This window comes from Streptococcus sanguinis (assembly GCF_050234405.1).
GTDB lineage: Bacteria > Bacillota > Bacilli > Lactobacillales > Streptococcaceae > Streptococcus > Streptococcus sanguinis_W.
In genome coordinates this window covers 796,634-813,096 of record NZ_CP092117.1, presented here as the reverse complement: position 1 = coordinate 813,096, position 16,463 = coordinate 796,634, and the positions used below count along the sequence as shown (strand labels likewise).

Genomic DNA, 16,463 nt, shown 5'->3' with positions numbered 1-16,463 from the left:
TGTATAATTGTCTCGTCCGATTAAGAAGGACTTGACTTTTTTTTATTTAGCTTTTAAAATAGTTACCATAAAATAAAAAGAGGTTTACTATTTATGAACAAGAACAAAGCATTTCTTCTTGCCCTCCCAGCTATCGGAGCTGCCTTCCTAGCTGTCCTGTCCCAATTAACTATTTCCATTGGTCCCGTTCCCATCACGCTGCAGACTTTTGCTGTCGGTTTGATTGCAACGATTTTCAAACCTCGCGAAGCTGTTTTGTCAGTCTTTATTTATCTGCTACTAGGAGCTATTGGCCTACCAGTCTTTGCTGGAGGAAGCGGTGGTTTTCAGGCTCTCTTTGGTCCAAGCGCCGGTTATCTCTGGTTCTACTTACTCTTTGCCTTTGTGACATCCAGTCTGACCCATAAGAATAGTCCTTTCTATATGATTTTTATAGCCAATATATTGGGTGACGCTCTCGTCTTTGTCGGCGGTATCCTAGGACTACATTTCTTGGGGGGACTCGATTTCTCTAAGTCAGTCGCGGTTGGCCTTACTCCTTTTATCCTGCCAGACTTGCTAAAAATGGTTGTCATCACCATTATCAGCATTCCTATTTTTAAAAGTCTGAAATTTCATCCCTACTTTTCAGAGAAATAGAAAAAACTGATAGAGCTTTCTCTATCAGTTTTTAAATGCATCCACGAGAACTTGGAATTCTTCATTAGATAGTGTAATTCCCTTGCCCATTTTGCTGTGGTCTGGACTCCAAGTCCGAATATCATACTTAGCTGGTGCTCCGTTAAAGCTAACGCGGTTGAGCTCCTTGGTCCAGCCCTTGTCATTTTCAGACAGGACCAGAAGTTTTTCTTCGATTTCGAATGTAAATTCTGCCATATTTCACCTCTTGTTTTATTTTCCAACTAATAATTCGTAAAAGAATTTACAATTTAGGGAATTTTGTTATATAATATATTGTAACAAGTTATGGAGATTTTAGCTATGAAAAAATATCTCGAAATGATTTTACAAAGAGCCAACGAATTTATCAGTGGCAAAAAGAATGAACAAGGACCAGAGGACAGCGGCCGCATCCTGCGTACCATCGAGCTAGCTCTGCGAAAACAATCTGGTGTCCACGTTATCTTTCTGGATAAAAGCTTCACTGGCGATATTGTTAAATACGATCGCGAGCGCCTGCAGCTGATTATCAAGAATTTCAAGAAAAGTATGACCACTATTATCCGCGTGCAGGACATCAAGCGAATCAGTCTCGTACCCAATAATATCCGTGAAGCCCAAAAGAAGGACATTCGCATCACCAATCGTCGTTTCAAAAGATAACTCTTCTATCCAGCTGGATGGAAGAGTTATTTGTTTGTCTGAAAATAAATTGATTGATGCTTCTTGCATCCTGGATTAAAAGGATGAGCGCAGATAGGACAAGCATCCTTACAGTCAAGATACTGAGAAATAGTCAACTCTGTCCTGCAATGACCGCAGAGAACTACTCGATCTTCTGACCGACTGACAGGATAGGCCAGAAAAGCATGATCTTCGTAGCAGTCATGACAGAGAAAGCAAGGATAGTATTTCTGACAAGCAAAGCACTTAAGGGCTATGATATCTCTCTCACTGTGATAATGCTGGCAGCGAGTCTCCTCATCAAGAATATCGCCATAAACCTGAATCATGCTACTTCCTCTCTGAAAATCTCTATTCATAAAGATGGCTTTTGGATTAAAAAGCCACCTATGAATATAAGATTAAGCTCGGACGGTCACGCTAGTGCCATCTTCCTTGTAAAGATTAATCAAACCTTCCTTGCGAGCCCGCACCATATCGCCGGCCTCTACAGGCTGCTCCAAGTGAATGGTCAGAAGCTCCATCGGATTAGGAGCCCGATCAATTTTATTACCATCAGCATCACGAAGGTCTGTGACAAAGGTTTCAAAATGACGGAAGCCTGGTCCATAAAACTCAACCTGATCTCCTTCATGGATAACATTTCGCTGACGGATAGTCGCTGTCTGACTGTCTGCGTCATAAGCTACTACTTCAGCTACAAATTTGTATTCCGGAATCTTGCGTCGCGCTCCGAACAGCTGCTCATTCTCTGTTGGAGTATGATAGTAAAATCCTGTGGCCAATTCGCGTTGAGCAACCTTCCACATCTCATCAACCAAGTCCTGCTTGATAGCTTCAAACTTTTCAGGACTTTCTAAGTAGGCATTCACAGCTGCTTTATAGCAGTTAGTCACAGTAGAAACGTAATGAATGGACTTCATCCGTCCCTCAATCTTCAAGCTATCCACTCCATTTTCAATCATGTCTGGTATGCGATCAATCATGGACATATCAACCGCGGACATGGAAAATTCTTCTGGAACTTCCCCCTTCAAGCTCTTACGTTCTTGACCAAAAGGCATGTCGTAGAGGTCATATTTCCAACGGCAGGATTGCGAGCAGCCTCCACGATTGGCATCGCGCATACTCATGTGATTGGATAACGTACAGCGTCCAGAGTAGGAAATACACATTGCTCCATGAACAAAGGCTTCTATTTCAACGTCAGTCCGTCGGCGAATTTCTGCTAACTCAGCCATTGACACTTCGCGAGCTAGGACAACGCGTGTTAGTCCTAAGTTCTTCCAAAACTCAAGCGTTTCATAGTTGGTCGCACTGGCCTGAGTCGACAGGTGGATTTCTAGACCAGGTGCTTCTGATGCTGCGATAGCAATCAAAGCTGGATCTGAAACAATGACAGCCGCAATCCCAATGTCCCGCAAACGGCGGAACCACTCACCAGCTCCCTCTTCATTGCCCTCGTGCATGACCATATTGGCCGCTACATAGACCTTGGCACCATAGCTAGCCGCAAACTGAACCCCTTCTTCCATCTGTTCAAAGGTAAAGTTGCCAGCTCGACTGCGCAGACCATAGGCCTGTCCGCCAATAAAAACAGCATCTGCTCCATATCGAACAGCTACTTTTAGCTTTTCCAAAGTACCAGCAGGTGATAACACCTCTGGTCGTTTCAACTTTCTTGCCATCATTTTCTCCTATTTGCAATATAAAAGTGTTGATGTCTAATCCTTATTATTTTATAGTAATTTACCCCTAAAAGCAAGGTTCTTTGAATTATTTTCACAATTCTAATTTTTAAATTATTCGAATTAATTCAAAAAATAGTTTAAAACATCTATTTTTTAGTTCTACCTTATCAATCTTATTTTTGTTTTCAAAAAAGAACTCCTAAAAGGAGCTCTAGTTTCAATGTTTATTTTACCATATCGGGGTCATAGTCATAAAATCCTGTATCAAGAAAACGATTTTTCGGATGTAGTTTATGAATCACCCCATCCAGCACAAAGGCTTGATATGAGCTAAACTTACCTTCTTCAATCAAATCTCTCGCCTCAACAAAAATCTTAGCAATCTCAACAAAGTTGTGGCCAGGTGTGTAGAGACCTTCCAACTTCCAGTTGCAGAAGCCATGGTCAACCAATTCTATCAGCTTGGTCATCAAATCCAAGTCATTATTGGCAAAAATATGAGTACCATGATTGTCCTCAAAAATCGAGTAATGGCTCTGCGGATCGCTTGGTTCTGCTAGAAATAGATCCCGTTCTCTCGTCTTCTCATCATAGATATGAGTAAAATTATAGTAATTCTGCAAAAGAGGACGCTTGGAGTGATGGATGACACTAGCTCCGTAAACCAAGACTTCAGCAGGAATTTCCAGAATCTCTGGCATCTTAAAAAGCTCAGCAGAAGGAATCTCACGCGCTAGGACAGCTTCTGAAACTCCAGCGTTCTTAGCCCAAAAGTTAATCTGACGGCTGCTGGTAACCATGGTAGAGGCATCGTAAATAGTCTTTAATTTATAGCCATCTCGCTGCAGCACATAGAAAACACCAGCATCCCCAACGGTAATATAATCTGCCCCAATCTCCTGCAAAAAATCAAGGTAGGGCTTGATATTATCCATCATTTCCTGATGCATGAGCGCGTTCACTGCAACGGTCAACTCTTTTCCTGCTTGGTGAACTAAGTCAGAAATTCGATTTAATTCGTCTAAACTAAAATTATGAGGCAAACGAAGGCCATAATTTTTCTCGCCGACATAAATTCGATCGACATTTGCCTCTAATAGTTCCTCAACTTGTTCTATACTTTCAGCTGTTGCTGTAATAATTATCTTTTTCATAAAACCATTATAGCAAAAAAATATAAAGGAGTGGTTTTTCATTCGAATTTATTCGTTTTGTAATCCTTTTGTAATATTTAAAACTGCAAAAAAATGGTAGAATTAGAGGGTACTGTAAGGAGAGAGAATTATGCACGTAAGAAAATACCAACAATATGATGACCCAACTGACTACTACTATCAAGAAATTGAATCTGAACAAACACCACTCTATCAAGAATACCTACCGGAAGCAGAAACATCACCAAGATTAAGTGAACTCTTTTTCTTCTTAAATATTGCTGTTTTCTGTATCTTGACAGTTTTGTTTAGCTTTGTATTTTTGAGTTTAAAAATGAATACATTTATGTCCTTCACTTTGGCCATTGCTTCCAGCCTGATTAGCATTCAATCTTATCGTCTGTTCGCAAAGAAACGCCAAACTAGCAAATAAACCGGCCCTGTGATTCTACGATTTTAAAATAAAAATATAAGAAGAAACCGAAGACGCCTTATGTCCTCGGTTCTTTTTTCGTTCTTGCAAACAAAGAAGACTAGCAATTTTGCTAATCTTCTTTGTTTTATTTTTCTTCTTGATTATCAGTTTCAGCAGTCTTTTCTTCTTGACCTTCTGTCGCTTCTGCTCCGAAGTCAATGATGATTTCTTCTGAAGGTTCCTCTTCTTCCTCTTGGAAGATCACAGGCTCTTCCTCTGCAAAGTTACTTTCTTCTTTATCAAATTTTTCTTTGATTTCGTTAAACTTATCCTGCGAGTAGTCCACGACTGATTTTGTCGTTTCTTTGACAGATTCGATGACTGTTTCAGTTGTAATCTCGCCTTTCTCAACCTTTTCCTTGGTTTGTTGAATTGCGCTGACAGCTTGATTTGAAAAGTCTTTAGCAGACTGAACGACAGCTTCGTGGATATCATCAGGATTTTCTTGGTATTCCTTAACAAAGTCCCGAACCTTATCTGTCGTTTCCTTTCCTTTCTTACTGGTCAGAAAATAGGCAGCAGCTGCACCTGTAACGGCGCCCAATAACAGTGATGAAAATTTTCCCATAATAGACCTTCTTTCTTATCTTTTAAACAATTTTGAAGCAAAACGCAAAGCAGATAAACCAGCTGTTGTCTTAACAGATCCCTTGCCAACAGACACAGCTTTTTTACTCAGCGTGCGCGCCTGAACGTTTAAATCTGAAACAGACTCAGACAGGTCCGCTACAGCTGTAAACAAAGGATCAATAGTTGCGACTTTTTGATTGATGTCGTCAGTCAAGACATTGACCTTGGCCAGTAAATCATTGGTTTGGTGAAGGGTCACGTTGACATCAGAAGTCAAGACCTTGATGGTATTTTCTGTTTCATCTAGCATCTTACCAGCTTTCTCGCCCAGATTTTTGACTGTTATCGTCAAGTAAATCACGAAGATAATAAGGGCAACTGCCAGTAAAGCATAAGCAATTTCAATTATCATATTTCTCTCCTTTCATCGCTGACATCTCTTATAAAAGAGTCAACGGATCTATTATTTCTTATTCTTGATAGTAAGGGGCTTTCTTTTTTCTTTGGTAAATGATGATGCCGATTCCGACAAAAATAAGAATCAGAGATAACCATTGGGAAACACGCAGACCAGCAAACATGAGACTGTCTGTCCGCATCCCCTCAATGATCATCCGACCAAATCCATACCAAATTAGATAGAAGGCAGCGATTTCTCCCTGTCTCAGCAACTTAGGCCGACGGCGGAGAACAATAATCAAGATAAAACCAAGTAGGTTCCATAGAGATTCATAGAGGAAAGTTGGCTGTCTGTAGCTGCCTTCGATATACATATTTTCACGAATAAAGCTAGGCAGATAGTCCAAACTCTTAACTGCCGCACCATAGGCCTCATGGTTGGCAAAATTTCCCCAGCGACCAATACTCTGGGCAATCATCACACTTGGTGCTGCAATATCCAGAAAATCAACTGGGTGAATCAGCCTTCTCCTACAAAAAAAGTAGAGAACGATAGCACCAGCTATCAGCCCGCCGTAAATGGCAATACCTGCTATTCCGCCATTCCAGAAATCAATGATTTTTATCAGATTCTTACCGTAATAATCCCACTCGAAGGCCACGTAATAAAGCCGGGCACCCACGATGGCTACGGGAAAAGCCACTAGGATAAAATCCAAAATATCATCAGGAATAATCTTCCGACGCGGAGCCTCTTTCATGGCAAGATAAACGGCTAATACTAAGCCTGTGACAATACAGATGGCATACCAGCGAATACTGATAGGTCCTAGTTGGATAGCTACTGGATCAATCATGTTTCACCTCATTCCGGCTAATTAAATCGGTGAGGCGCTCTTCAAAGATCTTTGTAGCATCATAGCCCATTTGCTTAGCTCGATAGTTCATCGCCGCGGCCTCAATCACGACTGAGATATTGCGGCCAGTCTTTACAGGAATCCGAATACGTGGAATTCTGACACCGGCAACCTCCAGCTCCTCTGTATCATTACCTAGACGGTCAAAAGTCTTTTGAGTATCGTAATTCTCCAAATAGACAGCTATCTGAACTTGAGAAGAATCTTTGACTGCACTGGCTCCGTATAAGCTCATGACATCAATGATACCAACACCACGAATTTCCAATAGGTGGCGCAGTATTTCAGCCGGCTCTCCCCAAAGGGTCACTTCATCCTTGGCATAGATATCCACTCGGTCATCCGCAACCAAACGATGGCCACGCTTAACCAATTCAAGTCCTGTCTCACTTTTACCAATTCCACTGTCCCCTTGGATGAGAACACCCATGCCATAGATATCCATCAGGACCCCATGAACACTGGTTCTCTCAGCCAGCCGAGAATCAAGATAACTGGAAATTTCTCCAGACAAGCGGCTAGTAGAGGCTTTGCTTCTAAGAATAGCAACCTGCTTCTCATCAGCCGCATCAATCATTTCTTTAGGAATCTCTAAATTTCGAGCAATGATAACCACCGGCGTCTCAGGCTGGAACATTTTCAACAGTACTTGATGGCGATTATGAGAGCTCATCTTCATCAGATAAGACCACTCTTTCATCCCAATCAGCTGTATCCGCTCGGGTGTATAAAAATCAAAATATCCAGTCATTTCAAGTCCAGGCCGAGAAATATCTGAAGTTTTAATTTCTTTTTCCAGTAATACTTTATCACCGTACTCCTGAGACAGACGAGACATTTTTAAGAGGTCTTTGACCTTTACTGACATTGTCTTCTCCCTTCAAATTTGTCTGCTTCTATTATAGCAAATTTTTACCTCAAAAGAATCTTTAAGATTGATTTTAGAACGAAAAAATATTTTGATTTAAATCAACTTTTTAGTAAAAATAGAAAAACAGCCATGGTCTTAGTCAAGCAGGCTGTTAAGAATCTTCTTTTGGTTCTTAAAACAAGGATGGTTTTCTACAAAATCTGGGACCTCTTTCAGAGGCAACCAGACATGAGCATCTGTTTCGCCTTCCTGATAGCGGACTTGACTCTTATCGCCAGACACAACCACCTCATAGTAGTCGAAATGGCACTGATCATTGACAGAGCACACCTGCTCCAAAAGTCTGATGCTGTCAGGAACCAAGCCTGTTTCTTCTTCTAATTCACGTAAGGCGGCTGTCAGACTATCCTCTCCAGCCAGCACACTGCCGCCTGCTCCGAACTCATAATAGCCAGGATAAAGGCTTTTATTGGCTGACCGTCGCATAAAGAGAATATCACCATCCTGATGGCGAACCAAGACATTAACACAGAGATGAAACTGTCCTTCAGGAATTTTTTCTCCTCGAACCAGGAGATGAGGGAGTTGATTTCGATTTAAGTCATAGGCATTCCAAACTTCTGTCATATTTCCTCCTTAGATAAATTGCTAATATTTTGGTGAAGTTTTTAAGTGTCAATTTACCTGGTTTTCTATCCTGCTTCTTTTTTAGATTTTATCTAAAAGAAGCAAGCAGAAAATAAATCACGGTATAGAAATGTCTTACTAAAACATTCCCTACTTCAAGTAAAAAATCGGGAGTGCATCCCGAAATTTTCTATTTTATTAAGAATTACCAAAACCAGCCGTCTTTATCGTCTTCGATAGCTTCTGCTTCTTTTCGTTTGCGCGGGCCGGTTCCATACATTTCTTCTTCTATGTCTTCTTTATAGGGCATAACCATGGCCAGCAGGATATAGATGAGAATTCCCAAGCCGAAATTGACCACAGTAAAGATAATAAAGAGGAAGCGCACCAAGCTCAGATCAAAATCAAATTTATCACATAGACCGGACAAGACACCGGAAATCAGTCGATTCTTTTTCAACTTATAGAATTTCACGTTCATGATAGAGACCTCAATGATCATATTTACTTTATTCTACCATATTTCATGAGAAAACAATCGGGCCAAAGGCTGATTATGCCTTAGAAAGTTCATTCTTTAAAAAAGAGAGTTCTTCAAGGAACTCTCTTGCTAATCTATCAAGCATTCTCTGACAAACGGAGCTTGCCCATACAGCGTCCGCAACGGTATTTTTGAAGATTGACTCTACGTCTGCGACGGATAAGTGCTCCGCAGCTCAGGCATTCATAGATGAGAAAAGATTGCGAGTTGGACAACGCGGGAGCGTAGCGCAGGCCATCAACTTTCTTAAGCAGTTCTTTAAAATCTCTATCCCCATGGCGGTAACCTTTGCCCTGATAATAGAGGTGATAGTGAGCTAACTCATGGCGGACAATTTTTCGAAAGATCTCCAGCCCAAAAGTTTCATAGATTTTTGGGTTGAAATCTAGATGACCATCTTTTGGAAAGAAGCGTCCCCCTGTAGTGCGGAGACGCTTGTTCCAATAAGCTTGGTGGCGGAATTCCCAGCCAAAATCCTCAAGCGAAACCCGCTTGACATAGTTAGTTAGATTCATTTGGTGCTATCAGAGAGAGGTTGACCTTCTCCCGATCCACATCCAATTTATCCACCCAGACAGTGACCAAGTCACCAACAGATAGGACTTGACTAGGATGCTTAATATAGTCTGTGCTCAGCTTGGAGATATGGATAAGACCGTCTTCGTGGATACCGATATCCACAAAGGCTCCGAAATCGACAACATTGCGGACGACCCCTTCCAGCTTTTGACCGATGCGCAAGTCCTTGATATCTAAGACATCCTGCCGCAAAACTGGCACGTCAAAGGAATCTCGCAAATCTCTGCCAGGCTTGAGCAAATCAGCAATAATATCTTTTAGGGTTTCTTCTCCCAAGCCTAGCTCTGCAGCCAAACTAGCAGTCTGCACTGCTTTTAATTTGGCTTGGGCTGATTCATCCAAACTGCTAATTTCCAGACGCTTAAAGAGATCCTCCACCGCCTTATAAGACTCTGGGTGAACGCCTGTATTGTCTAGCAGGTTATCACTTTCAGGAATACGCAGGAAGCCGGCCGCCTGTTCAAAAGCTTTTGCGCCCAGACGTGGCACTTTCTTGATAGACTCGCGAGACCGAATCAAACCTTCTGTTTCCCGATATTTGACAATATTTTCTGAGATAGTTTTATTAAGACCAGCTACATGGGCCAGCAGGGCAGGACTGGCGGTGTTAATGTTAACTCCGACTTGGTTGACCACGGTATCAACGACAAAGTCCAGGCTTTCAGACAGCTTTTTCTGGCTGACATCATGCTGGTACTGACCAACTCCGATGGACTTAGGATCAATCTTAACCAACTCTGCTAAAGGATCTTGCAGGCGGCGGGCAATAGAAATAGCTGAGCGCTTTTCAACAGTCAAATCCGGAAACTCATGACGAGCCAGTTCACTAGCAGAGTATACAGATGCTCCGCTTTCATTGACGATGACATAGCTGACATTTGGATGAGATTTCAAAACTTCCGCTACAAAGGCTTCGCTTTCTCGGCTGGCAGTGCCGTTTCCGATGGCAATGATTTCCACGCCAAACTGCTCAATCAGATCTGACAACTCTTTCTTAGAAGCTTCAATCTGAGCTGGTTTTGCTGGTGGCACGGGATAGATGACATGGGTCGTCAGCATCTTGCCTGTCGCATCAACAACAGCCAGCTTGGCTCCTGTTCGAAAGGCTGGGTCAAAGCCCAGTACTACTCGACCTTTGAGAGGGGCAATCAGGAGAAGATGGCGGAGATTATCTGAGAAGAGCTGAATCGCTCCATCCTCAGCGGCCTCAGTCAGCTCGGTCCGAATACGGCGCTCCATGGCTGGAATGATTTTCTTTTTAACAGCTTGCTGGACAGCTTCGATAATATAGGCATTTTTCACCTTGAAACGTACTTCAAAGAAGCGCAGGATCTTCTCAAGATTGTGCTCAAAACCAACCTTGAGAATACCTAGCTTCTCACCACGATTAAGAGCCAGAGTCCTGTAGCCTTGCATAGTCGCTACTTTTTCAGAAAAATCATAATAAATTTGGAAGATCTGCTTTTCATCCAAATCACCGTCTTTGAGACTGGATACGATAGAAGAATTGGTCTGCATCTCATGGTAGGTCCAAGCCCGCAGCTTAGTATCTTCGGAAATTGCTTCAGTCAGAATATCCACTGCTCCAGCTAGAGCAGCTTCTGCTGTTGGAAAGGCTTCACTAGTCAGTTTCTCTGCTTCTTCCTGTAGATTAGCCGCATCCTGTAGGATGAAGCGAGCCAAAGGAAAGAGACCTGCTTCACGCGCAATCGTAGCCTTGGTACGGCGCTTCTCCTTGTAGGGCAGATAAAGTTCTTCCACATCAGCCAGCTTTTCAGCAGCCTCAATCTCAGAGCGAAGAGCATCCGTTAGTTTTCCCTGCTCCTCAATTTTAGCTAAGACCGTCGCTTTACGCTCTGCCAAGGCAGTCATGCTCTTATCTAAGTCAATGATTTCCTTAATCTCGACCTCATCCAGATTTCCTGTCATTTCCTTACGGTAACGAGCAATAAAAGGAATCGTATTTCCTTCAGCAGTCAGATCTAGGACCTGTGATACTTGGCTTTCTTTAAGGCCCAATTTCTGGGCAATTTTTTCAATATTTATATTTTCCATAACAATCCTATTATATCACAAGTGCTTTGAAAGATAGGCAGTTTTAGAACTATTTAGTACTATTTGTACAAAAAAATTAGGGTAAATCAGCGACAAAGAGTCTCTTATGTTTCAAAATTTCATTTTTTGATGATTGGTAGTATAATAGAATTATTATTTTAGAAATGAGGTGCCTTTATGGCTGTTAAATTTACTAGATCAGACGATTTGGACAAGATGTTCGAGGAGTTTGCGACCCTGCCCAAGATGGAAAAGGTAGAGTTCCCTGAGGAAGACAAGAAAAAATCTAAAAACGAGAAGGATAAGAAAGAATGAGCTTCTTCTCTCAGCTACCGGCCAGTGTCCTGCAAGCCGGTGCCATCTTTCTCTCCATTATCATTGAGGCCCTACCTTTTGTTCTGATTGGAAGTATTATTTCTGGCTTTATCGAGGTGTATGTCACGCCAGACAAGGTTTATCGTTTCCTGCCCAAGAACAAATGGGCTCGGATTTTCTTTGGGAGCTTGATTGGTTTTGTCTTCCCCTCTTGCGAGTGCGGAATCGTTCCCATTATAAATCGGTTTTTGGAAAAGAAAGTTCCCAGTTACACGGCTGTGCCTTTTCTGGTAACGGCTCCAGTCATCAACCCCATCGTGCTCTTTGCGACCTACTCAGCCTTTGGTAATTCCTTCCGAATGGCTCTGCTTCGTGCTTTAGGTTCTATGGTCGTGGCTATTCTTTTAGGGATTTTTCTGGGCTTCTTTGCAGATAGCAATATCCAAAAAGAAAATCGCAAGGCTGTTCATGAGCATGATTTTTCACATCTCAGCAAGGGACAAAAGTTTTTTCAGGTCTTTGTGCAGGCCATTGATGAATTTTTCGATACAGGTCGCTATCTGGTCTTTGGCTGTCTCTTCGCCAGCCTGGTCCAAGTCTATGTGCCAACCAGAATCTTGACCTCCATCAGCTCAACACCAGCTGTTGCTATTCTCCTGCTCATGCTGCTGTCCTTCCTGCTCTCACTTTGCAGCGAAGCTGATGCTTTCATCGGGAGCTCCTTGATTGCTAGTTTCGGCTTATCGCCAGTCTTAGCTTTCTTGGTCATTGGGCCTATGCTAGATGTCAAGAATCTGCTGATGATGAAAAACTACTTTAAGACACGCTTTATCTGGCAATTTATCAGCCTGGTTACCGTCGTCGTCTTTCTTTACTCTTGGCTTGTGGGGGTAGTGCTATGATCCGATTTCTAATCTTAGTCGGCTACTTTGAGATCACCATGTACCTACAGCTGACAGGCAAGCTCAACCAATATATCAATCTCCACTACTCCTATCTGGCCTATCTATCTATGATTCTATCTTTTATCTTGGCAGTTGTGCAGCTCATCATCTGGATGAAGAAAATGGAGGTCCACAGTCATTTAAATACTCGCTGGGCCAAGTTAGGCAGCGTGATGCTCCTTGTCATTCCGCTTTTTATGGGAATTTTCTTTCCAACTGTTACCTTGGATTCGACAACAGTTTCGGCCAAAGGATTTCATTTTCCACTAGCTGAGGGAACTTCAACTGCTATTCAGCAGGACGAAGGCACTACCAGTCAATACCTGAAGCCTGACACTAGCACCTACTTTACCAAAGGAGCTTACGAAAAAGAAATGCGGGCAGCCGCCAAGAAATATGTCAAGCAAGATTCCATTCAGGTCACAACTGAGAACTACATGGAAATCATGGAGGTCATCTATGATTATCCCGACGAGTTTGTAGGCAAAACGCTGGAGTTCACTGGATTTGTCTACAATGACCCCAGCGACCAGAAGAGCCAATTTCTCTTTCGTTTCGGTATTATCCATTGTATCGCCGACTCAGGTGTCTATGGCCTCTTGACGACTGGAAATACCCAGCATTTCGAGAATAATACCTGGATTCATGCCAAGGGAAAAATTACCATGCACTACCATAAAAGTCTGGGACAAAGCCTGCCAACTCTAGAAGTTGAAAGCTTTGATAAGGTAGAAAAACCGGACAACCCTTACGTTTATCGGGTATTTGAATAAAGAAAACGAGGCTGGCACAATCGTGTCTTAGCCTCATTTTTTATCTTTGAATATGTTTCAAGCAGCGGTCAATTTCTTTCTATTTATCTCCCTTTTCAGAAACCGAATTTCTGAATACAATCTTTAGAAAAATTGTGATAAAATAGAGACATCATTTAGAAAATAGGTATCAGGATGTCTTCAAAAGTTATTGTAACAATTTTCGGAGCCAGCGGTGACTTGGCCAAAAGAAAACTCTATCCATCCCTCTTCAGGCTCTATAAGTCTGGCAATCTTTCCAAGCATTTTGCAGTCATTGGAACCGCCCGCCGGCCTTGGAGTAAGGAGTATTTTGAGTCTGTCGTTGTCGAAGCAATCGCTGATTTAGCCGACAGCCCCGAGCAAGCCCAAGAGTTTGCCAGCCACTTCTACTATCAAAGCCATGATGTGCAGGATACCGAGCACTACATTGAGCTGCGCAAGCTTCAAAATCAACTCAATGAGCAGTACCAAGCCGAGCACAATAAACTCTTCTTCCTGTCCATGGCTCCGCAATTTTTCGGTACTATTGCCAAACACCTCAAGTCTGAAAATATCGTAGACGGCAAAGGCTTTGAACGTTTGATTGTCGAAAAACCTTTCGGGACAGACTTGGCAACTGCCAGCCAACTTAACGAAGAACTCTTAGCGGCCTTTGATGAAGAGCAGATTTTCCGTATTGACCATTACCTAGGCAAGGAAATGATTCAGAGCATCTTCGCTATCCGCTTTGCCAATCTTCTCTTTGAAAACATCTGGAATCGTGACTACATTGACAATGTCCAGATTACTTTTGCTGAAAAGCTAGGTGTCGAAGAACGTGGCGGTTACTATGACCAGTCCGGTGCTCTACGAGATATGGTGCAGAATCATACTCTGCAACTCCTGTCACTCTTAGCTATGGACAAGCCGAAAAGCTTCAGCAAAGAGGACATTCGGGCAGAGAAAGTCAAAGTTTTTGAACGCTTGGTACAGCCCGATAAAAAAGACTTGAAACGCTTCTTTATCCGCGGTCAATATAAGTCTGGCACAGTCAAAGGCAAGAAATACATCTCCTACCGGAGCGAGCCTAATGTCAATCCTGACTCTATGACCGAAACCTTTGCTTCAGGAGCTTTCTTCGTAAATAGCGAGCGCTTCCGTGATGTTCCATTTTTCTTCCGAACTGGTAAACGCCTCACTGAAAAAGGCACTCTTGTCAATATCGTCTTTAAGCAAATGGAGTCTATCTTTGGTGAGGAATTAGCACCAAATGTTCTGACCATTCATATCCAGCCGACTGAGGGCTTCTCTCTCAGCATGAATGGCAAAGAGGTCGGCGAACGCTTCAGCTTAGCTCCCCTCTCTCTGGACTATCGAACGGACGCAACAGCTAGCGGTGCTTCCCCTGATCCTTACGAAAAATTAATCTTTGACGTCCTTAACAATGACTCAACCAACTTCAGCCACTGGGATGAAGTCCGCTCCAGCTGGGAGCTGATTGATCAGATTGAAGAGCTATGGCGTAGCAACGAAGTGCCTCTTCATGAGTATCCTGTCGGTTCTATGGGACCAGATGCTTCTTTTGAACTCCTTAGAGAATTTGGAGCTGACTGGCAGTGGTCTCCAAACAAATAAAATTTAAAAATTGTTCATAAAAAACCAGTACTCGTACTGGTTTTTTGTTTTATACTAAGCCTTCAAGCAGGCCTTTCATAAAGTTCTCTGAGTTGAACTCACCGATATCATCAATCTTTTCTCCAAAGCCAATCAGCTTCACTGGAATATCCAATTCCTGACGAATGGCTAACACAACCCCACCTCGAGCTGTTCCATCAATCTTTGTCAGTACAATTCCTGTGACTGGAGTAATTTTAGAAAATTCCTTGGCCTGAACCAGAGCATTCTGACCGGTTGAAGCATCGAGAGCTAGGAAAGTCTCATGCGGTGCTTCTGGATCCACCCGCTTAATAATGCGGCCAATTTTCTCCAGCTCAGCCATGAGGTTGTCCTTATTTTGCAGGCGACCAGCCGTGTCAATCATAAGAACATCAACCTGCTCTGACTGAGCGCGCTCCATACCGTCATAAACCACGCTGGCAGGATCACTCTTTTCAGGCCCCGTTACTACTGGAACATCTACGCGCCGACCCCATTCAGCCAGCTGAGCCACTGCTCCAGCTCGGAATGTATCTGCTGCTACCAACATGACTTTCTTGCCTTGTTGTTTGTACTTATAGGCTAGTTTACCGATAGAGGTGGTCTTACCGACTCCGTTGACTCCAACAAAGAGCATGACAGTCAGACCGTTTTGGAAATTGATTTTTTCATTAAAGCGGCCATCTTTCTCATAAATGTCCACCAATTTTTCAATAATCAGCTGGCGCAGAGCAGCTGGTTTTTTAGCATTTTCCAGACGGGCTTCATAGCGTAGTTCCTCAGTCAGACTGGAAGCCACTTGAACCCCTACATCACTAGTGATGAGCAGCTCTTCCAAGTCTTCGAAGAACTCTTCATCTACTGAGCGGAAATTGGCAAAGAAGGCATTAAGCCGTGCTCCAAACCCTGTCCGAGTTTTCTTTAGGCTGCGGTCATATTTTTCCTGAGTAGATTCCTCTTGAGAAAGTTCAGCAGGCTCTTCTGCAGCTGCTACTTCTGATTCTTCAGCAACATCAGCTGCTTGGTCGACCTGTTCTGATTCTGTTAGTGACTCAGCTTCTGTTTCTAGCTCGAACTCATTATTTGAATCAGTTCCCACCTCCTCATAGGGAGCAGCTTCATGCTCGGTATGAGATGGTGCTTCATACGAAAGATCTGTTTGTTCAACAACTTCTTCTACCGTTTCGTCACTGCTTTCAGGTTGGTGCTCTTCTAGAGTTTCTTCAGTCTGACTTGCTCCTTGAGCCACTTCTTGATTTTCTGCAATAATTTCTCTTTCATGCTCTGGCTCCTTGCTTTCTTCTTGGATAGATTGAGATGCTGGCTCTTCAACATCAGCCAAACTATCTTTTGTATCCGAAATTTGGTCATCAAGTTGCTGCTCGTCCTGATAGGACTGAACAGCTTCCGCTTCAAGATTTTCTCCTGCTTCTGGAACAGGCGCTATTTCTTCTTCAAGCTCGCCAATGTTTTCCAATGCTTCCTTGACAACTTCTTCAATCGGTGGTTCTTGTTTTTTTCGGCCGAAAAGGCGGTCAAATAATCCCATCGA

The 16,463-nt window shown here is 42.8% G+C and carries 20 protein-coding genes; 7 read left to right on the top strand and 13 right to left on the bottom strand.

What is annotated here, in order from left to right:
* Positions 1-93: 93 nt before the first annotated feature.
* Positions 94-639 carry a biotin transporter BioY gene (locus tag MFP28_RS04145; RefSeq protein ID WP_002906117.1) on the top strand — a complete coding sequence of 182 codons (546 nt, stop codon included), beginning with the start codon at positions 94-96 and terminating at the stop codon, positions 637-639.
* A gap of 24 nt (positions 640-663) precedes the next feature.
* Here the strand turns inward: MFP28_RS04145 and MFP28_RS04140 are convergent, their stop codons facing one another.
* On the bottom strand, positions 664-876 hold the full coding sequence (locus tag MFP28_RS04140; RefSeq protein WP_002897227.1) for a YdbC family protein: 213 nt from the start codon (positions 874-876) through the stop codon (positions 664-666).
* 90 nt (positions 877-966) lie between these two features.
* Here MFP28_RS04140 and MFP28_RS04135 point away from each other — a divergent pair, with 90 nt between their 5' ends.
* A complete protein-coding gene (locus MFP28_RS04135; protein ID WP_002899965.1) occupies positions 967-1,323 on the top strand; it encodes a hypothetical protein in 357 nt (118 codons plus the stop codon).
* 26 nt (positions 1,324-1,349) lie between these two features.
* Here the strand turns inward: MFP28_RS04135 and MFP28_RS04130 are convergent, their stop codons facing one another.
* The 3 genes from MFP28_RS04130 to MFP28_RS04120 all read right to left on the bottom strand — a co-directional run bounded on the left by MFP28_RS04130 (position 1,350) and on the right by MFP28_RS04120 (position 4,189).
* On the bottom strand, positions 1,350-1,673 hold the full coding sequence (locus tag MFP28_RS04130) for a CHY zinc finger protein (protein WP_002906115.1): 324 nt from the start codon (positions 1,671-1,673) through the stop codon (positions 1,350-1,352).
* A 72-nt stretch (positions 1,674-1,745) separates the two neighbouring features.
* Positions 1,746-3,032, bottom strand: a complete 1,287-nt coding sequence (locus MFP28_RS04125; protein WP_032908118.1) for a peptidase U32 family protein — start codon at positions 3,030-3,032, stop codon at positions 1,746-1,748.
* 227 nt (positions 3,033-3,259) lie between these two features.
* The gene (locus tag MFP28_RS04120) at positions 3,260-4,189 is read right to left on the bottom strand and encodes a peptidase U32 family protein (RefSeq protein ID WP_032916229.1); all 930 of its coding nucleotides are present in this window, start codon (positions 4,187-4,189) and stop codon (positions 3,260-3,262) included.
* A 130-nt stretch (positions 4,190-4,319) separates the two neighbouring features.
* Between MFP28_RS04120 and MFP28_RS04115 the strand changes: the two genes are divergently transcribed.
* On the top strand, positions 4,320-4,622 hold the full coding sequence (locus MFP28_RS04115; RefSeq protein WP_002906112.1) for a DUF3270 family protein: 303 nt from the start codon (positions 4,320-4,322) through the stop codon (positions 4,620-4,622).
* A gap of 127 nt (positions 4,623-4,749) precedes the next feature.
* Here MFP28_RS04115 and MFP28_RS04110 read toward each other — a convergent pair whose 3' ends face one another.
* The 8 genes from MFP28_RS04110 to MFP28_RS04075 all read right to left on the bottom strand — a co-directional run bounded on the left by MFP28_RS04110 (position 4,750) and on the right by MFP28_RS04075 (position 11,223).
* Positions 4,750-5,232, bottom strand: coding sequence for a YtxH domain-containing protein (locus MFP28_RS04110; protein ID WP_002906111.1), 483 nt, complete (start codon positions 5,230-5,232; stop codon positions 4,750-4,752).
* Between the two features lie 15 nt (positions 5,233-5,247).
* The gene (locus MFP28_RS04105) at positions 5,248-5,646 is read right to left on the bottom strand and encodes a DUF948 domain-containing protein (protein ID WP_002906108.1); all 399 of its coding nucleotides are present in this window, start codon (positions 5,644-5,646) and stop codon (positions 5,248-5,250) included.
* 58 nt (positions 5,647-5,704) lie between these two features.
* A complete protein-coding gene (gene lgt / locus MFP28_RS04100; protein ID WP_002897218.1) occupies positions 5,705-6,490 on the bottom strand; it encodes a prolipoprotein diacylglyceryl transferase in 786 nt (261 codons plus the stop codon).
* Positions 6,483-7,418 carry an HPr(Ser) kinase/phosphatase gene (gene hprK / locus MFP28_RS04095; protein WP_002894971.1) on the bottom strand — a complete coding sequence of 312 codons (936 nt, stop codon included), beginning with the start codon at positions 7,416-7,418 and terminating at the stop codon, positions 6,483-6,485. The genes lgt and hprK overlap by 8 nt, the downstream gene beginning before the upstream one ends.
* Before the next feature lie 138 nt (positions 7,419-7,556).
* The gene (locus MFP28_RS04090; protein WP_002906107.1) at positions 7,557-8,048 is read right to left on the bottom strand and encodes an NUDIX hydrolase; all 492 of its coding nucleotides are present in this window, start codon (positions 8,046-8,048) and stop codon (positions 7,557-7,559) included.
* Between the two features lie 205 nt (positions 8,049-8,253).
* On the bottom strand, positions 8,254-8,529 hold the full coding sequence (locus MFP28_RS04085) for a PspC domain-containing protein (RefSeq protein WP_032907817.1): 276 nt from the start codon (positions 8,527-8,529) through the stop codon (positions 8,254-8,256).
* 137 nt (positions 8,530-8,666) lie between these two features.
* Positions 8,667-9,104 carry a SprT family protein gene (locus MFP28_RS04080; RefSeq protein ID WP_002906106.1) on the bottom strand — a complete coding sequence of 146 codons (438 nt, stop codon included), beginning with the start codon at positions 9,102-9,104 and terminating at the stop codon, positions 8,667-8,669.
* Complete coding sequence (locus tag MFP28_RS04075) at positions 9,091-11,223, bottom strand: Tex family protein (protein ID WP_002906105.1); 2,133 nt, start codon at positions 11,221-11,223, stop codon at positions 9,091-9,093. Before MFP28_RS04075 ends, MFP28_RS04080 begins: the two co-directional genes overlap by 14 nt.
* Positions 11,224-11,400: 177 nt before the next feature.
* Between MFP28_RS04075 and MFP28_RS04070 the strand changes: the two genes are divergently transcribed.
* From MFP28_RS04070 to zwf, 4 genes are all read left to right on the top strand, one after another.
* A complete protein-coding gene (locus tag MFP28_RS04070; RefSeq protein ID WP_002897213.1) occupies positions 11,401-11,538 on the top strand; it encodes an SPJ_0845 family protein in 138 nt (45 codons plus the stop codon).
* Positions 11,535-12,440, top strand: a complete 906-nt coding sequence (locus tag MFP28_RS04065) for a permease (RefSeq protein WP_002906104.1) — start codon at positions 11,535-11,537, stop codon at positions 12,438-12,440. Before MFP28_RS04070 ends, MFP28_RS04065 begins: the two co-directional genes overlap by 4 nt.
* Positions 12,437-13,255 carry a TIGR03943 family putative permease subunit gene (locus MFP28_RS04060; RefSeq protein WP_002906103.1) on the top strand — a complete coding sequence of 273 codons (819 nt, stop codon included), beginning with the start codon at positions 12,437-12,439 and terminating at the stop codon, positions 13,253-13,255. Before MFP28_RS04065 ends, MFP28_RS04060 begins: the two co-directional genes overlap by 4 nt.
* A gap of 174 nt (positions 13,256-13,429) precedes the next feature.
* Complete coding sequence (gene zwf, locus MFP28_RS04055) at positions 13,430-14,890, top strand: glucose-6-phosphate dehydrogenase (RefSeq protein WP_002906102.1); 1,461 nt, start codon at positions 13,430-13,432, stop codon at positions 14,888-14,890.
* 49 nt (positions 14,891-14,939) lie between these two features.
* Here zwf and ftsY read toward each other — a convergent pair whose 3' ends face one another.
* A complete protein-coding gene (gene ftsY / locus MFP28_RS04050) occupies positions 14,940-16,460 on the bottom strand; it encodes a signal recognition particle-docking protein FtsY (protein ID WP_002906101.1) in 1,521 nt (506 codons plus the stop codon).
* Positions 16,461-16,463 lie beyond the last annotated feature (3 nt).

Bases quoted from the DNA above. Each gene is read 5' to 3' on its own strand.
- MFP28_RS04070 (WP_002897213.1), top strand. From the start codon at position 11,401: ATGGCTGTTAAATTTACTAGATCAGACGATTTGGACAAGATGTTCGAG.
- MFP28_RS04080 (WP_002906106.1), bottom strand. From the start codon at position 9,104: ATGAATCTAACTAACTATGTCAAGCGGGTTTCGCTTGAGGATTTTGGC.
- MFP28_RS04060 (WP_002906103.1), top strand. From the start codon at position 12,437: ATGATCCGATTTCTAATCTTAGTCGGCTACTTTGAGATCACCATGTAC.
- MFP28_RS04085 (WP_032907817.1), bottom strand. From the start codon at position 8,529: ATGAACGTGAAATTCTATAAGTTGAAAAAGAATCGACTGATTTCCGGT.
- MFP28_RS04105 (WP_002906108.1), bottom strand. From the start codon at position 5,646: ATGATAATTGAAATTGCTTATGCTTTACTGGCAGTTGCCCTTATTATC.
- hprK (WP_002894971.1), bottom strand. From the start codon at position 7,418: ATGTCAGTAAAGGTCAAAGACCTCTTAAAAATGTCTCGTCTGTCTCAG.
- lgt (WP_002897218.1), bottom strand. From the start codon at position 6,490: ATGATTGATCCAGTAGCTATCCAACTAGGACCTATCAGTATTCGCTGG.
- MFP28_RS04125 (WP_032908118.1), bottom strand. From the start codon at position 3,032: ATGGCAAGAAAGTTGAAACGACCAGAGGTGTTATCACCTGCTGGTACT.
- MFP28_RS04130 (WP_002906115.1), bottom strand. From the start codon at position 1,673: ATGATTCAGGTTTATGGCGATATTCTTGATGAGGAGACTCGCTGCCAG.
- MFP28_RS04090 (WP_002906107.1), bottom strand. From the start codon at position 8,048: ATGACAGAAGTTTGGAATGCCTATGACTTAAATCGAAATCAACTCCCT.
- ftsY (WP_002906101.1), bottom strand. From the start codon at position 16,460: ATGGGATTATTTGACCGCCTTTTCGGCCGAAAAAAACAAGAACCACCG.
- MFP28_RS04110 (WP_002906111.1), bottom strand. From the start codon at position 5,232: ATGGGAAAATTTTCATCACTGTTATTGGGCGCCGTTACAGGTGCAGCT.
- MFP28_RS04140 (WP_002897227.1), bottom strand. From the start codon at position 876: ATGGCAGAATTTACATTCGAAATCGAAGAAAAACTTCTGGTCCTGTCT.
- MFP28_RS04120 (WP_032916229.1), bottom strand. From the start codon at position 4,189: ATGAAAAAGATAATTATTACAGCAACAGCTGAAAGTATAGAACAAGTT.
- MFP28_RS04065 (WP_002906104.1), top strand. From the start codon at position 11,535: ATGAGCTTCTTCTCTCAGCTACCGGCCAGTGTCCTGCAAGCCGGTGCC.
- MFP28_RS04145 (WP_002906117.1), top strand. From the start codon at position 94: ATGAACAAGAACAAAGCATTTCTTCTTGCCCTCCCAGCTATCGGAGCT.
- MFP28_RS04135 (WP_002899965.1), top strand. From the start codon at position 967: ATGGAGATTTTAGCTATGAAAAAATATCTCGAAATGATTTTACAAAGA.
- MFP28_RS04075 (WP_002906105.1), bottom strand. From the start codon at position 11,223: ATGGAAAATATAAATATTGAAAAAATTGCCCAGAAATTGGGCCTTAAA.
- MFP28_RS04115 (WP_002906112.1), top strand. From the start codon at position 4,320: ATGCACGTAAGAAAATACCAACAATATGATGACCCAACTGACTACTAC.
- zwf (WP_002906102.1), top strand. From the start codon at position 13,430: ATGTCTTCAAAAGTTATTGTAACAATTTTCGGAGCCAGCGGTGACTTG.